Annotated in this window: 14 protein-coding genes; 9 read left to right on the plus strand and 5 right to left on the minus strand. The window is 68.2% G+C overall.

Annotated elements, in window-relative coordinates; genetic code table 11:
* Positions 1–106: 106 nt before the first annotated feature.
* A complete protein-coding gene (locus HWX00_RS16265) occupies positions 107–1,726 on the minus strand; it encodes an FAD-dependent oxidoreductase (protein WP_175028631.1) in 1,620 nt (539 codons plus the stop codon).
* Positions 1,726–3,240, minus strand: a complete 1,515-nt coding sequence (locus HWX00_RS16270) for a polyamine aminopropyltransferase (RefSeq protein WP_049033466.1) — start codon at positions 3,238–3,240, stop codon at positions 1,726–1,728. Before HWX00_RS16270 ends, HWX00_RS16265 begins: the two co-directional genes overlap by 1 nt.
* A 121-nt stretch (positions 3,241–3,361) precedes the next feature.
* On the opposite strand from HWX00_RS16270, the gene HWX00_RS16275 reads away from it, so the two are divergent.
* From HWX00_RS16275 to HWX00_RS16300, 6 genes are all read left to right on the plus strand, one after another.
* On the plus strand, positions 3,362–3,748 hold the full coding sequence (locus HWX00_RS16275) for a DUF350 domain-containing protein (protein WP_034189370.1): 387 nt from the start codon (positions 3,362–3,364) through the stop codon (positions 3,746–3,748).
* A gap of 26 nt (positions 3,749–3,774) precedes the next feature.
* Complete coding sequence (locus tag HWX00_RS16280; protein WP_175868122.1) at positions 3,775–4,800, plus strand: SPFH domain-containing protein; 1,026 nt, start codon at positions 3,775–3,777, stop codon at positions 4,798–4,800.
* Between the two features lie 9 nt (positions 4,801–4,809).
* On the plus strand, positions 4,810–6,324 hold the full coding sequence (locus HWX00_RS16285) for a DUF4178 domain-containing protein (RefSeq protein ID WP_175028954.1): 1,515 nt from the start codon (positions 4,810–4,812) through the stop codon (positions 6,322–6,324).
* Positions 6,321–6,470 carry a hypothetical protein gene (locus HWX00_RS16290; RefSeq protein ID WP_155291822.1) on the plus strand — a complete coding sequence of 50 codons (150 nt, stop codon included), beginning with the start codon at positions 6,321–6,323 and terminating at the stop codon, positions 6,468–6,470. Before HWX00_RS16285 ends, HWX00_RS16290 begins: the two co-directional genes overlap by 4 nt.
* Positions 6,467–6,850 (plus strand): adenosylmethionine decarboxylase, encoded by a 384-nt coding sequence (gene speD, locus HWX00_RS16295; protein ID WP_049035595.1) that lies wholly within the window; start codon positions 6,467–6,469, stop codon positions 6,848–6,850. Before HWX00_RS16290 ends, speD begins: the two co-directional genes overlap by 4 nt.
* Positions 6,851–6,976: 126 nt before the next feature.
* Positions 6,977–7,249: a hypothetical protein gene (locus tag HWX00_RS16300; protein ID WP_226194131.1), complete on the plus strand. Its 273-nt coding sequence runs from the start codon at positions 6,977–6,979 to the stop codon at positions 7,247–7,249.
* Between the two features lie 208 nt (positions 7,250–7,457).
* Here HWX00_RS16300 and HWX00_RS16305 read toward each other — a convergent pair whose 3' ends face one another.
* Positions 7,458–7,910 (minus strand): type II toxin-antitoxin system RatA family toxin, encoded by a 453-nt coding sequence (locus HWX00_RS16305; protein ID WP_034189375.1) that lies wholly within the window; start codon positions 7,908–7,910, stop codon positions 7,458–7,460.
* Between the two features lie 191 nt (positions 7,911–8,101).
* On the opposite strand from HWX00_RS16305, the gene HWX00_RS16310 reads away from it, so the two are divergent.
* Positions 8,102–9,142, plus strand: coding sequence for a bifunctional nicotinamide-nucleotide adenylyltransferase/Nudix hydroxylase (locus HWX00_RS16310; RefSeq protein ID WP_175028956.1), 1,041 nt, complete (start codon positions 8,102–8,104; stop codon positions 9,140–9,142).
* 73 nt (positions 9,143–9,215) lie between these two features.
* Positions 9,216–10,649 (plus strand): nicotinate phosphoribosyltransferase, encoded by a 1,434-nt coding sequence (locus HWX00_RS16315; protein ID WP_175028957.1) that lies wholly within the window; start codon positions 9,216–9,218, stop codon positions 10,647–10,649.
* 45 nt (positions 10,650–10,694) lie between these two features.
* Here HWX00_RS16315 and HWX00_RS16320 read toward each other — a convergent pair whose 3' ends face one another.
* Positions 10,695–11,567 (minus strand): NmrA family NAD(P)-binding protein, encoded by an 873-nt coding sequence (locus HWX00_RS16320; protein ID WP_175028958.1) that lies wholly within the window; start codon positions 11,565–11,567, stop codon positions 10,695–10,697.
* 177 nt (positions 11,568–11,744) lie between these two features.
* Here HWX00_RS16320 and HWX00_RS16325 point away from each other — a divergent pair, with 177 nt between their 5' ends.
* A complete protein-coding gene (locus HWX00_RS16325) occupies positions 11,745–12,653 on the plus strand; it encodes a LysR family transcriptional regulator (protein ID WP_034189518.1) in 909 nt (302 codons plus the stop codon).
* 15 nt (positions 12,654–12,668) lie between these two features.
* Here HWX00_RS16325 and HWX00_RS16330 read toward each other — a convergent pair whose 3' ends face one another.
* Positions 12,669–14,129, minus strand: a complete 1,461-nt coding sequence (locus tag HWX00_RS16330; protein WP_175028959.1) for an aminotransferase-like domain-containing protein — start codon at positions 14,127–14,129, stop codon at positions 12,669–12,671.
* Positions 14,130–14,227 lie beyond the last annotated feature (98 nt).

Raw genomic sequence — 14,227 nt, forward strand, 5'->3', positions numbered from 1 at the left:
CATACGGTGCGTCGCACGGTGCGGCACCGTCGGCCTGCTCGATGCAGTCGGAATGTCGCGCGATTATAGCGTTTGGCGGCGGTACCGCAATGACGGACGACGGTGGTCAGGCGAGCATGCGCCGGGCCGCGAGCATGCCCCAGTACGACGCTTCCTCGAACAACGACAGCCCGGACAGGTCGGCATGCGCGAACACGACGGGGCCGTCGGCGTCGCGCAGCGCGAGCAGGCCCGGCCGGCTCAGGAAGCCGACGTCGGGTATCGCCATCGCATGGCCACGCACGGTGATTTCCAGTGCCGTCGCATGCTTCCAGAGTTCGCGCCCGTAGACGGCCTGCAGGTCGATCGCGGCCTGTTCGCGCAACGCGTCAGGCTTGGCGTCGGCAAGCCAGCGGCGCGTGTCGTCCGGCGTTTGTGTACTCAACGCCTGATAGGCGGAGAACACCGAACGCGTCGGCGGCGACATCCGGATCAGCTGGTGGGTCGACACGACATAGCCGAGCGCCGCGCCGTCGTAGACGACGTTGTCCCACGCGAGCGGCACGCCGGCTTCTTCGGCCGGCATGCCGTCGAGCAGGAAGTTGGAGACGAGCCAGGGCGCGCGCGGCGGCAGGTCGCGCGCGGGTTCGAAGCCATACGCGGCAAGCTGCGGAAACACGCGCGCCGCGACGAACAGCGGCATCGCGCAGACGACGCGCCGCGCTTTCAGCGTGAACGTCGACAGCGTGCCGTGCTCGCCGAGGCGCGCGCACAGCACGTCGACGCCGCCCGCGCGCTCGGTCGCGCGCACCGCGAACCCTTCCCGCGACCACGCGTTCGAGCCGGTGCGTGCGGTGATCGAATCGCCCAGCTTCGTCACCATCGTGTGCAGCCCGTCGGGCCAGGTCAGCACCGCGCCGTCGCCCGCATCGCCCGCATGGCCGCCGCGCGACGAGAAATAGTGGAGGCCGGCCCAGGCCGATACATGCTCGTAGCCCGCGCCGTAGTCGTCGCGGCAGCAGTAGTTCAGGTACCAGTGCAGCGCCTTCGCGGTGTAGCCCTCGTCGAGCAGCCACTGGCGGAACGACCGCCGGTCGAGCGCGCGCCAGCGCGGGTCGCGCGACGATTCCGCGAGCGGGATGCAGAACACCTTGCGGCCGTCGGCGCCGCGCGCGGTGCGCAGGCCGTCCGTGTACGCGAAGAACTTCGCCTGCTGCGCGAGCGCGTCGGGGTCGAGGCCGGCGGTCGGCACGATGCCGTCCTGCCACTGGCCGGCGATGAAGAGCCGCTCGTCCGGCGCATGGACGAGCGCGCGTTCGTCGTACACCGGGCGGGCGGAGAACGGCGCGGATTCGATCACGCCGAGATCGGCGAGCATGTCGCGCAGGTGCGTGGATTCGAGCGACGGCAACGGCAGGTAGTGCGCGCCTTTGGGGTAGCCGAGTTCGCCGAAGCGCCCGCCGGCCGCATTGCCGCCGAATTCGGGCCCCGCGAGCACCGTGAAGCGCTTGTGGCCCGCGCGGGCGAGCTGCCATGCGCACGACAGTCCGGCCGCGCCGGCACCGAGGATCGCGACATCCGTGTCGATCGTGCCCGACGGCGGCGGCAGCGCGGCATGATCGCGCAACGCGTGGCCTTCGCGCATGCCGGGGTAGCCGACGCGCGGCGTCGTCTCGATCCAGCCGGTGCGGCCGCATGCGGCGAGCGACGCGGCCGCCGACGCAAGGAGGAACGTGCGGCGGTCCATCAGCGCAGCACGTGTTTCCAGTCGTCGTCGAAGCGGCGCACGAGCGGCTGGTCGTTGAGTTCGTTCGGCGACATCGGCAGCGCCGGCATGTCGGCCGGGAAGTGGAACATCTCGGCGGCCGTCTGCGCATCGAGCCAGCGGGTCGGCACCGAGTAACGCGTCGGCACCGTGAAGTCGCGGCGCTTGCCGGCGATCACGAAGCCCCAGTCGCCGAACGACGGCACGTAGCAGTGGTACGGCCACGTGTTGAGCCCGGCTTCGTGCAGGGTCGCGATGATGGTCCAGTACGCGTGCGGCGCGAAGTACGGCGACGTCGACTGGATCACCGCATAGCCGTTCTCCGACAGGTGGCGCGCAAGCAGGCGGAACACCGGCACCGAATACAGGCGGCCGAGCCCGAAGTTGGTCGGATCGGGAAAGTCGACGACGATCGCGTCGTACACGTCGGCGTTCGATTCGAGCCAGCGTACCGCATCGTCGTTGATCACGCGCACGCGCGGATCCTTCAGCGAGCCCTGGTTCAGCCTGACGAGCGGCGCGGACGTCGAGAACAGTTTCGTCATCGCGGGGTCGAGATCGACGAGCGTGATCTGTTCGAGGTTGCGATGCTTGAGCAGTTCGCGCACGGCGAGCCCGTCGCCGCCGCCGAGCACGAGCACGCGCTTCGCCCACGGCAGCGCCTCGATCGCCGGATGGATCAGCGCTTCGTGATAGCGATGCTCGTCGCGCGACGAGAACTGCAGGTTGCCGTTCAGGTACAGCCGCAGGTCGTCGTGCCACTGCGTGAGCACGATGCGCTGGTACGGCGTCGTTTCCGAATAGATCGTCTCGTCGCCGTACACGCCGTGCTCGGCCCAGTGCGTGATGCGGTCCGACAGGGCGAAGCCGGCGACGAGCAGCCCGATCACGAGCGACGCGCGCATCAGCTTGCCGCGCACGTTGCGGATCTCGTCGCGGAACAGGTGTGTCGTCCACAGCGCGACGCATGCGTTCAGGAGGCCGAACAGGAAGCTCGTGCGCAGCAGGCCGAGGCGCGGCGCGAGCACGAGCGGGAAGATCAGCGACACGGCAAGCGAGCCGAGGTAGTCGAAGGTCAGCACTTCGCTGACGGTATGACGGAACGCCTGGCGCCGCTGCTGGAACGCACGCATCACGAGCGGGATCTCCATCCCGATCAGCAGGCCGAGCGCGAGCACGAGCGCGTAGAGCGCCGCGCGGAACGGCGCGGCGAGCCACGCGAATACCGCGAACAGCAGCGCGGCCGATACGCCGCCGAGCAGGCCGACGAGCAGCTCGATATCGACGAAGCGGTCGAGCACGTCGTCGTCCTCGACGAACTTCGCGAGCCACGAGCCGATCCCCATCGCGAACAGGTAGCAGCCGATCACCGACGAGAACTGCAGGATCGAATCGCCGAGCAGGTAGCTCGACAGCGCGCTGCTGATCAGTTCGTAGCCGAGCCCGCACGACGCGAGCACGAGAATCGACAGGACGAGCGCGCGCTTATGCAGCATGGCGCGTCCGTTGTGCAGCGATCGGCAATGTGGATATACTGGCGCGGAATTTTGACCGCTGGCCCCGCGCGGGCCGGCCGGCGACGGGGCGGCGAACCGAGCACAAAATCCGAGGGAAAGAATGAATAGTGCCTATCTCTATGCGGTTCATTTACTGTCGGCGTTCGTGCTGCTTCTTGTGTTCGCGGCAGTGTACCTGAAGGTCACCCCGTTCGACGAACTGGCGCTGATCCGCGACGGCAACGCGGCCGCGACGCTGTCGTTCGGCGGCGCGCTGATCGGTTTCTGTCTGACGCTCGCATCCAGCATCGCGCACAACTCGACGCTTGGCGAAGTCGTGGTCTGGGCCGTTGGCGCGATGATCGTGCAACTGATCACCTATGCGGCGCTGACGCGCCTGATGCCCGGCATGAATCATGCGATCGAGGATCGCAACATCGCGATGGGCGGCCTGATGGGCACCGCGTCGCTCGTCGTCGGCATCATCAATGCCGCCTGCCTGACCTGACGCGCCACGCGTCCGAGGAGACCGACATGAGTCTGGGTTCATTCATCCGCAAGCAGTTCATCGACGTCCTGCAATGGACGGAAGACACCGACGGCGTGCTGGCCTGGCGCTACCCGATGGAAGACCAGGAGATCCAGTACGGCGGCAAGCTGACCGTGCGCGAAACGCAGGTCGCGATCTTCGTCAACGAAGGCAAGGTGGCCGACGTGTTCCAGCCGGGGTTGTACACGCTGGAAACGAATACGCTGCCGGTGCTGACGTACCTGAAGAACTGGGACAAGTTCTTTCAATCTCCTTTCAAGTCCGATGTCTACTTCTTCAGCACGCGCTTGCAGCTCGGCCGTCGCTGGGGCACCGCGCAGCCGGTGACGATCCGCGATCGCGAGTTCGGCTTCGTGCAACTGCGTGCGTTCGGGATCTACTCGTACCGGATCGTCGACGCGGCCGCGTTCCACCGCGAGGTGAGCGGCACGCGTGCGCAGTACACGGTCGACGATCTCGAGCAGCAGTTGCGCAACCTGGTCGTCACCGCGATGAGCACGACGTTCGGCTCGGCCGACGTGCCGTTCGTCGACATGGCCGCGAACCAGTCGCTGCTGTCGCAGCGCGTGGCCGAGGCGCTGGTGCCGGTGTTCACGCGCTACGGGCTCGCGCTCGACGCGTTCGCGGTGGAAAGCGTGTCGCTGCCGGCCGAGCTGCAGAAGGCGCTCGACCTGCGGATCGGCGCGGGGATGGCCGGCGATCTCGCACGCGCCACGCAATACCAGACGGCGCAGGCGATTCCGCTCGCCGCGCAGAACCCGGGCGGCCTCGCCGGGGTCGGTGCGGGCCTGGCCGCCGGCGCGGCGATCGGGCAGGCGATGGCCGGCCAGATCGCGGGCGCCGCGCAACCGGCGCCGGCCGCGCCGCCCGCGCCCGCCGCCGCGCCGGCAGAGGGCACCGACTACGTGCAGCGGCTCGAGCAGCTGAAGGCGCTGTTCGACAAGGGCCTCGTGACCGAAGACGAATATTCGCGCGCGAAGGCCGAGATCCTCGCGAAGCTCACCCGGTAAGCATCGCGCATGTTCAGTACCTCGTGCCCCCAGTGCGGCGCGCCGGTCGAGTTTCGCTCGGCGGCGGCCGTGATGGCCGTCTGCGCGTTCTGCCGCAGCACGCTGCTCAAGCGCGGCGCCGACGTCGAGCGGATCGGCGAGCTGGCTACCGTGATCGACGATGCGTCGCCGATCCAGATCGGTACGGCCGGGCGCTACGGCAAACGTGCGTTCACGGTGCTCGGCCGCATCCAGATGACCTACGACGCCGGCGCGTGGAGCGAGTGGTACGTCGTGTTCGACGACGGCGCGTTCGGCTGGCTGTCGGATGCGTCGGGCCAGTACGCGGTCACGGTGCGCGAGCCCGACGATGCATCCGGCGGCGCGTGGCCCGCGTTCGGCACGCTCGAGCCGGGCATGCGGATCGACCACGGCGGCCGGGCGTATCTCGTGTCCGACGTGCGTACCGCGCGTTGCACGGGCGGCGACGGCGAATTGCCGTTTCGCGTCGACGCCGGCTGGGAGGCGCGCGTCGTCGACCTGCGGACCGGCAATGCATTCGCGACCTACGACTATTCCGACGCCGATTCGAACGGCGGCAGTCCGGCCGTCTATACGGGCGAAGCGCTGGAATTCGATGCGCTCGCATTCACCGGGCTGCGCGATACCGAACACGACACGCGCGAGAAGCGCGGCGCGGAGATGGTGCCGTTCGCGTGCCCGAGCTGCGGCGCGCCGCTGACGTATCTGCCGAACGTGGCCGACTACGTCGTGTGCGGCAGTTGCCACGCGGGCGTGCAATGCACGGCCGAGCAGCAGACCGTGTTCGCCGCGCAGCGCAAGCTCGATGCGGTGAAGGGCGCGCTGGAACTCGGCGCGATCGGCACGTTCGACGGCGTGAAGTACACGGTGATCGGCATGATGCGGTGCCGCGTGCCGGGCGACGCCGAGACCTGGGACGAATACCTGCTGCTGAACCTGAAGCGCGGCTTCCTGTGGCTCGTGCAGAGCGAAGGGCGCTGGGAGCGCGTGCAGGTGCTCGACCAATGGCCGACGATCGGCGGCGAGTCCGACGTGATCGACGGCGGCAAGACCTACCGGCTGCGCGAGGCCTACGACTCGGAGGTCGTCTACGTGGTCGGTGCGTTCAACTGGCGCGTGCAGGTGGGCGATCGCACGTCGATCGTCGACTATGGCTGGCAGAAGGACAAGCTGACGCGCGAGCGCAGCGACGCGGAAATCGTCTGGTCGCGCGCACGGCCGCTGTCGGGCAGCGCGCTTGCCGAACGTTTCGGTACGCCGACGCTGGCGACGGCGGCGGCGGCCGCTTCAGGCGCGGCCGTATCGACGGGCCTGTTCGGCGGAAAGGGTCCGCACAGTTTCGCGCCGCTGCCGTGGGTGTTCAGCGCATTGCTCGTGATCTTCAACATGGGATCGCTGTTCGCGTTCAGCGGCCGTACCGTCTACGTGCTGATCGGCCTGCTGGTGCTGTGGCTGCCGGAATGGCTGTGGAAGGGTTTTGCGTCGGACGGGGGCAAGTCGTGATCCGGTACATCCTCTACGGCATTTACGGCCTGATCGTCGTCACGCTGTTCAGCTGCGCATCGATCGGCGGCAGCGGGTCGGGCGGCAGCGGCTGGGGCAGTTCGTCGGCCCGCAGCGGCTACTCGTCGTACGGGTCGCACAAATGACCGCGCGCGACGGGATCGAGCCGCCACGCGCGACGCTCGGCTCGCACGTGCTGGCCGACCTGGCCGGCGCCGACGCGGCGTTGCTGCGCGACGCGGCACGGCTCGAAGCGATCCTCACCGACGCCGCGCAACGGGCCGGCGCGCGCGTGATCGGCGCGCATTTCCATCACTTCGGCGGCGCGCACGGCGTGACGGGGGTCGTGCTGCTCGCCGAATCGCACATCACGATCCATACGTGGCCCGAGCATCGCTTCGCGGCCGTCGACGCGTTCATGTGCGGCGCGGCGCGCGCGGCCGAAGCCGTCGACGCGATCGCCGCGGCGCTCGGCACGCACGCGCAGGTCCGTCAGCAGGTGGCGCGTGGCGGGGCGTTGACCTGAAAGGGCGTTGCCCAACCGTTATCGACATGCTCAAAAGAACCGGAATGACCGCATCGATCTGCCTGGCCTGCTTTGTTGGCAACGTTGCCGCACAAGTCGCCGCCAAAACCGCCCGGGCCGGTCGTGATGATCCACTTCGACTACGACGCGAGGGACGACGCGCGCCTTCACCGGCTCGAGCAACGGCTCGATCGCGCGGTGCGGCGGGCGGGGGCCGGTGAACTCGGCGAGACCGAGCTCCATCGCGACGGCAACGACGGTTACCTGTATTTCCATGGCGCCAGCGCCGACCGCCTGTACGCGATCGCGCGCCCGATCCTGAAATCGTCAGGATGGCTGACCGGAATGGAAGTGACGTTGCGCCGCGAATCGGGCACCGAAGCGTTCGTGACGCGCTAGCGGTCGAACCGGAACGTCGACACGCTGTACAGGGTCGCGGCCGGCGTGAGAACAACGCAAATGCCGAACACGATCATCTCCTCATCAGGTTGGCCGACGGCTGTCACGCGGCCGTCATGTGACGTTGCCGCACGCGGTTCGGGCTATCGGGCTCCCCGGATCGTGTTCGTGTCGATACCGTGACAGGGCGCGGGCGCGGCTCCCGCGGTCAGTGCGGCAGCGCTTCGGCTTCGGCCCAGCGCTTGAACGAATCGAGACGCCGGCGCGTCTGCACGAGATAGAACGCACCGATCAGCGGTTCGAGCAGCCAGCGCAGCCAGGACGGCTGCGCGCGGAAGTTGTACGTGAACTTCACCTCGGTCGACCCGGGCGTGTGTTCGGTGAAGTTCCAGCTGCCGCTGAAGCGTTCGAGCACCTTCGGCCCTTCGACCATTTCGACGGCGGCGACCTGCGGCGGACGGTACGAGATGTAGCGCGACACCATCGTCGCGCCCGACTGGCTGCGGCAGAATGCGTCGACACCCACGTTGGCCGTGGTCCCGTCGAGCAGGTAGGCGTCGGTGAGGAAGCTGTCCCACACGAGCCGCCGCGCATAATCCTGCGACCACGTGAAGAGGCGCCTGCGATCGACGCCGACGGTCCGGCTGACTGAGATCCTCATGATGGCGGGCGCGAAGGCGTGGATTGGGATGCAATCGAGTGTACCTCGCCAATAACTTGCGTTTCGTCATACTTCGTCAAGTCGAGCATGCGCTCGACTGCGTGTGATTGACGCACCTCGGGATTTCCCCTAGGATTCATTCCAACCCTTCGGGACAGACCCGGAGCGTTTCAATCTCTTGAGGGAGCCTCATGAGTACGCAACAGAACCGGCGCTTCGACGCGCTCGTTTTCATTGGTCGTTTCCAGCCTCCGCATCGTGGTCACCTGAACGTGCTGAAGTCGGCACTGAGCCGGGCCGAGCGCGTGTGCGTGCTGATCGGGTCGACCGACAAGCCCCGCACCATCAAGGATCCGTTTTCGTTCGACGAGCGCCGGCAGATGCTGGCTTCGCTGCTCGACGCGTCCGAGCGCGACCGTGTGACGATCGCGCCGCTGCAGGATTCGACGTACAACGACGGCGACTGGGTGCGCTGGGTGCAGGAGGCCGTGGCCGTCACGCTCGGCGATGTCGCGCAGCGCAAGGTCGGGCTGATCGGCCACGAGAAGGACGCCACGTCGTATTACCTGCGGATGTTCCCGCAATGGGAGCTCGTCGACGTCGATGCGACGGAAGACATTTCCGCCACCGAGATCCGCGACCAGTATTTCGCCGAACGCACCAACAGCTTCGTGCAGTGGGTCGTGCCGGAACCCGTGTTCGGCTGGCTCGAGCGCTTTCGCACGCAGCCGGAATTCGCGCAGCTGAAGTCGGAAGCCGAATTCATCGCCGCGTATCGCAAGGCGTGGGCGGCCGCACCGTATCCCGTCACGTTCGTGACGGTCGACGCGGTGGTCGTGCACTCGGGCCACATCCTGCTGGTGCGTCGCCGCAGCGAGCCGGGGCGCGGCCTGTGGGCACTGCCGGGCGGGTTCGTGAACCAGGACGAGCGGCTCGACGCGGCCTGCATCCGCGAGCTGCGCGAGGAAACCGGCCTCAAGCTGCCCGAGCCCGTGCTGCGCGGCTCGATCAAGGATCGCCAGGTATTCGATCATCCGACACGCTCGCTGCGCGGCCGCACGATCACGCACGCATGCCTGTTCAACTTCCCGACCGGCGAGCTGCCGCGCGTGAAAGGCAGCGACGACGCCGACAAGGCGCGCTGGGTGCCGCTCAACGAGTTCGCGCAGATGCGCAACGTGATGTTCGAGGATCACTTCGACATCGCGTACCACTTCCTGGGGAAGCTGTGATCCGCTGATTCCCCGCATTCCGTCCGCCGCGACAGACGCGGCGGCACTTCAACGGCCTAGAGGAGCTCTAGCCATGCAAAACGATCCCGGCGGCTTTGCCGCGGTTCTCGCCAATCCGATTCTCAATACGGATTCCTACAAGGCTTCCCACTTCCTGCAGTATCCGCCCGATGCGTCGGCGATGTTCTCGTACGTCGAATCGCGCGGCGGCCGATACGACCGCACGGTGTTCTTCGGCCTGCAGATGCTGCTGAAGGAATATCTATGCAAGCCGGTCACGCCCGCGATGATCGACGACGCACGCGATTTCTTCGCGGTACACGGCGAGCCGTTCAACGAAGCCGGGTGGCGTTACATCGTCGAACGCTACGACGGCTACCTGCCGGTGAAGATCCGCGCGGTGCCCGAGGGCGCGGTGGTGCCGGTGCACAACGTGCTGATGACCGTCGAATGCGACGATCCGCGGGTGTTCTGGCTTGCGTCCTATCTCGAGACGATGCTGCTGCGCATCTGGTATCCGGTGACGGTCGCGACGCGCAGCTGGCACCTGCGGCAGACGATTCGCCGCTTCCTCGAAAAGACCGACGACGATCTCGCGCAACTGCCGTTCAAGCTGCACGACTTCGGCGCGCGCGGTGTATCGAGCGCGGAATCGGCCGCGATCGGCGGCGCCGCGCACCTCGTGAACTTCATGGGCTCGGACACGGTGCTCGGCGTGCTGGCCGCGAACCGCTTCTATCGCGAGCCGATGGCCGCGTACTCGGTGCCGGCCGCCGAGCACAGCACGATCACGTCGTGGGGCCGTGACGGCGAGGCCGATGCGTATCGCAACATGATCCGCCGCTTCGGGTTGCCCGGTGCAATCGTGTCGGTCGTGTCGGATTCCTACGATCTGTTCGCCGCGCTCGATCTGTGGGGCGGCGAACTGCGGCAGGCCGTGATCGATTCGGGGGCGACGCTCGTCGTGCGGCCGGATTCGGGCGATCCCGTGACGATCGTGCTGCAGACCGTGCGCGCGCTCGACGCGTCGTTCGGTTCGACCGTAAACGGCAAGGGGCGTCGCGTGCTGAATCGCGTGCGCGTGATCCAGGGCGACGGTGTCGACGAGGCGTCGATCGAAGCGATCCTGACGGCGCTTCACGACGCGGGCTATGCGGCCGGCAACGTCGTGTTCGGCATGGGCGGCGCGCTATTGCAGCAGGTGAACCGCGATACGCAGCGCTTCGCGATGAAGTGCTCGGCGGTCCGGCGCGGCGGCGTGTGGCACGACGTTCGCAAGGATCCGGTCACCGACCGGGGCAAGCGTTCGAAGCAGGGGCGGCTCACGCTGCTGCGCAATCGGCGCACCGGCGAGTATCGGACCGTGACGCTGCCCGTCGCGTGGGACGACCGCATGCTGGAAGGCGAGTGGGACGACGCGCTCGAGACCGTGTTCGATACGGGGCGGTTGCTCGTCGATACGACGTTTGCCGAGGTGCGCGCGCGGGCGCATGCGGGCGAGGCGTAACTGACGGCGGGCGCGGCAAGGCCGCCGCGCCCGCCGGCGCTCCGTTTACGCTTCGCCGGCGCGGGCGACGAGCCGGCGCAGCACGGCGTCGGCGTCGATTTCGCCTCGAACGACATCCGCGCGCGCCGACTCGAAATCGATCCAGCCCTCGTTGAAGCCGTCGAGCATGCGCATGCGAGGTTCGGGGTAACGCATGTGCTGCGCATCGAACAGCGCCGCCCATGTGTCGCGCGGCACGGCTTCGGCGTGCACCGGGCGCCCGAGCACGCGGGCAAATGCGGCCGCGAGGTCGTTCGGGCTGACGCGGCGAGGCCCTTCGAGCTCGACGACGCGTGTGCCGGTCCATTCGTCCTGCAGCAGCGCGGCCGCGGTCCGGCCGACGTCGTCGGTCGCCACCATCGGCACCGGTTTGTCGAGCGGCTGGAGAAAACTGTGGACGACACCGGTGTCCCGGGCGGTCGCGACGTCCCAGGCGGCATTCTCGAGGAACCACGCGGGACGCAGGAACGCGACGGGCAACGGCAAATCGGCGAATGCCTGCTCGATCATCGTCAACTGCGTCAGCAGATTCACCTGTGTCGCCTGCGCGCCGATCGTCGACAGGCAGACGACCTTGCGCGGACGCGCCGCCCGCAACGCCGTGCCGACGGCATCGATGACGGCGCGCGTTTCGGGGAACCCCGGAGACGGATCGAAGCACGGCGGCAGCAGGACGAAGACGCCGTCCGTGTTCGCGAAGGCCGCCGTCAGCGCGGCGGCGTCGGTCATGTCGGCAACCGCGACCTCGCAACCGCGCTCGGCCCACGGTGCGGCGCGGTGTGTGGCGCGCGCGACCGCGCGTACGGTTTGGCCGGAGGCGAGCAGCGTTCGGGCGAGCGCGCCGCCGACCTGCCCGGTGATACCGGTAATGGCATACATGGTTCGACATCCTCATCGAGAAGGGAGCGGGCGCACCGATTCGGTCGGGCGCCGGGACTGCATCCGGCGTTCGGACTTGCCGTCGCGATGCATCGGGTTGCATGATAGGGACTGGCGATTCCTGATGGAATCGAATTCATGTCATTGGATTGGCGATCTTGAGTCATGAGTGAAATCATGGGTATCGACGGGCGCATTCTGGCGAACGTGAGCGTGTTGGCCGCGATCGTCGAAAGCGGCAGTTTCGCGCGCGCGGCCGACGCACTCGGCCTGTCGCCCTCCGGGGTCAGCCGGGCCGTGGGGCGGCTCGAGGCACGCGTCGGCGTGCGGCTGCTCGATCGCACGACGCGGTCGGTCACGCTGACGGACGAAGGGCGCCGGCTGTACGAAGAGATCGGCCCGCTGCTTGCCGGCATCGGCGATGCGCTCACGCTGGCCGCCGGTTCGGCCGCCGCCGTGCGCGGCAGGTTGCGCGTGAACGTCGATGCGTATTTCTCGCGGCGGATGCTGGCGCCGCATCTTCCGGCGTTCCTGGCGCGCCATCCCGATCTGTCGCTGGAACTGGCGGCGCGCGAGCAACTCGGCGATCTGGTCGCCGACGGATTCGACGTGGCGGTGCGGTTCGGCGAGCCGCCCTCGTCGTCGCTGGTGGCGCGCAAACTGCTGGAAACCCGTGCGCTGACGGTCGCTTCGCCCGCTTACGTGAAGCGGCACGGCCGTCCCGTGGTGCCGGCCGATCTTGCCGGCCATGCGTGCATCCAGATGCGCAATACGCTGACCGGTCAGCCGCTCGAATGGGTCTATCGGCTGGGGCGCAAGCGCGTGCCGGTCAAGACGGCGGGCCGGCTGCTCGTCAACGACGCCGGCACGATGCTCGGCGCGTGTCTGGCCGGTGTGGGTGTCGCGCGTTTCAAGGCGAGCGGGGTGGCGGGCCTGATCGAGCAGGGGCGGCTCGTCGAGCTGCTCGCGGATTGGCGCGGCGAGTCGTTTCCGCTGTTTGCCTACTATCCGTCGCGTCACCTGCCGCCTGCAAAGGTGCGGGCGTTCGTCGATTTCGTCGCGGAGATCGTGGCGGCCGGCCCTTAGCGTGCCCGCCTGCCGTCAACGCGGGCCGGCAACCGGCCGTGCGATCGCGTGCGCCGCCGAACGCGTTGCGTCCATCGCCCGCGCAAGCGCATCGAACACGGCGGGCCCCTTGCAGCGCGATACGTTGAAGCGCAGGTACGACGTCGCGCCGTGCGACGGACTGAACACGTTGCCGGGCGCGAGCACCACGTCGTGATCCAGCGCGTGGCGCGCCACGCGCGCGGCATCGAGCCCTGCGGGCAGTTCCGCCCACACGAACAGGCCGCCGCGCGGCTCCGTCCAGATGCCGAGCCCGGCCCGTGTGAGGCGCCGGATCGTTTCGCCCATCGCATCCGCGAGACGCGCGTGCAGGCTGTCGAGATGGCGCCGGTACGTGCCGTCGATCAGCAGCCGGTGCACCACGTTCGCGCCGATCTGCGCGTTGCCGAACGACGTCGCGAGCTTCAGGTCGACGAGCGCGTCGATCCATTCCGGGCGCGCGGCGACGTAGCCGCAGCGGATCGCGGCCGACAGCGTCTTCGAGAAGCTGCCGATCGACACGACGCGCGACAGCCCGTCGAATGCCGCGAGGCGCGGCGCGGGCGTGCTTTCGAAATCCGCGAAGATGTCGTCCTCGACGATCAGCAGCCCGTGCTCGGCCGCGAGCGTCAGCAGCCGGTGCGCGACGGGCGGCGCGAGCGTCGCGCCGGTCGGGTTGTGCAGCGCCGCGTTGGTGATGTACAGGCGCGGGCGATGCTCGGCGAGCACCTGCTCGAAGCGCCCGAGATCGGGGCCGGTCGGCGTATACGGGACGCTGACGATCCGTGCGCGGTGCGCGCGCAGCAGCGCCTGGAAATTGAAGTAGCACGGATCGTCGAGCACGACCGTGTCGCCGGGTTCCAGCAGCAGGCGGCACACGAGATCGAGCGCATGCGTGCCGCCGTCGGTCAGCATGATCTGCGTGGGCTCTGCATGGACACCGTGCTGCGCGAGCCGCCACGTGAGCTGCTGGCGCAGCGCGGGCAGGCCGAGCGGCGTCGCGTAGTCGGTCAGCGCGTCGGCGTCGTCGCGCGACACGGCGCGCAGCGCACGGCGCAGGCTCTCGTCCGGCAGCCACGACGACGGCAGCCAGCCGCAGCCGGGCTTCACCGAGGTCGGCGCCGCTTCGAGCGACTGGCGCGACAGCCACAGCGGATCGAGTTCGCGATCGAGGCGCGGGCCGAGATCGGCGAGCGCGAGCGGCGGCGCGTGGCCCGACACGTAGAAGCCCGAACCGCGCCGCGCAATCAGCACGCCTTCGCTCGCGAGCCGCTCGTACGCATCGACGACCGTCGATTTCGATACCCCCAGACTGTCGGCCATCATCCGGATCGACGGCACGCGTGCGCCGGGCATCAGCGCGCGGCTCGCGATGCGTGCGTGCAAGGTATCCATCACGGTTTCGACGCGTGTACGCGACGCCGCGGGCGGAACGGGAGACGGGGCGACCTGGCTCATGGCGAAAAAAGAACTGTACGGCCGGTTGTCCAGTACAGTTCGTCCGGATTGTATTGGGCTGTAGCTTACGCGCTTTTCGCGGGCGGCGGATCATCGGT

Origin of the sequence: Burkholderia seminalis DSM 23518 (genome assembly GCF_902832885.1) — a bacterium.
Classification (GTDB): domain Bacteria; phylum Pseudomonadota; class Gammaproteobacteria; order Burkholderiales; family Burkholderiaceae; genus Burkholderia; species Burkholderia seminalis.

Excerpts from the sequence above, each read along its gene's own strand:
- HWX00_RS16265 (WP_175028631.1), bottom strand. The coding sequence starts at position 1,726 with ATGGACCGCCGCACGTTCCTCCTTGCGTCGGCGGCCGCGTCGCTCGCC.
- HWX00_RS16270 (WP_049033466.1), bottom strand. The coding sequence starts at position 3,240 with ATGCTGCATAAGCGCGCGCTCGTCCTGTCGATTCTCGTGCTCGCGTCG.
- HWX00_RS16275 (WP_034189370.1), top strand. The coding sequence starts at position 3,362 with ATGAATAGTGCCTATCTCTATGCGGTTCATTTACTGTCGGCGTTCGTG.
- HWX00_RS16280 (WP_175868122.1), top strand. The coding sequence starts at position 3,775 with ATGAGTCTGGGTTCATTCATCCGCAAGCAGTTCATCGACGTCCTGCAA.
- HWX00_RS16285 (WP_175028954.1), top strand. The coding sequence starts at position 4,810 with ATGTTCAGTACCTCGTGCCCCCAGTGCGGCGCGCCGGTCGAGTTTCGC.
- speD (WP_049035595.1), top strand. The coding sequence starts at position 6,467 with ATGACCGCGCGCGACGGGATCGAGCCGCCACGCGCGACGCTCGGCTCG.
- HWX00_RS16300 (WP_226194131.1), top strand. The coding sequence starts at position 6,977 with ATGATCCACTTCGACTACGACGCGAGGGACGACGCGCGCCTTCACCGG.
- HWX00_RS16305 (WP_034189375.1), bottom strand. The coding sequence starts at position 7,910 with ATGAGGATCTCAGTCAGCCGGACCGTCGGCGTCGATCGCAGGCGCCTC.
- HWX00_RS16310 (WP_175028956.1), top strand. The coding sequence starts at position 8,102 with ATGAGTACGCAACAGAACCGGCGCTTCGACGCGCTCGTTTTCATTGGT.
- HWX00_RS16315 (WP_175028957.1), top strand. The coding sequence starts at position 9,216 with ATGCAAAACGATCCCGGCGGCTTTGCCGCGGTTCTCGCCAATCCGATT.
- HWX00_RS16320 (WP_175028958.1), bottom strand. The coding sequence starts at position 11,567 with ATGTATGCCATTACCGGTATCACCGGGCAGGTCGGCGGCGCGCTCGCC.
- HWX00_RS16325 (WP_034189518.1), top strand. The coding sequence starts at position 11,745 with ATGGGTATCGACGGGCGCATTCTGGCGAACGTGAGCGTGTTGGCCGCG.
- HWX00_RS16330 (WP_175028959.1), bottom strand. The coding sequence starts at position 14,129 with ATGAGCCAGGTCGCCCCGTCTCCCGTTCCGCCCGCGGCGTCGCGTACA.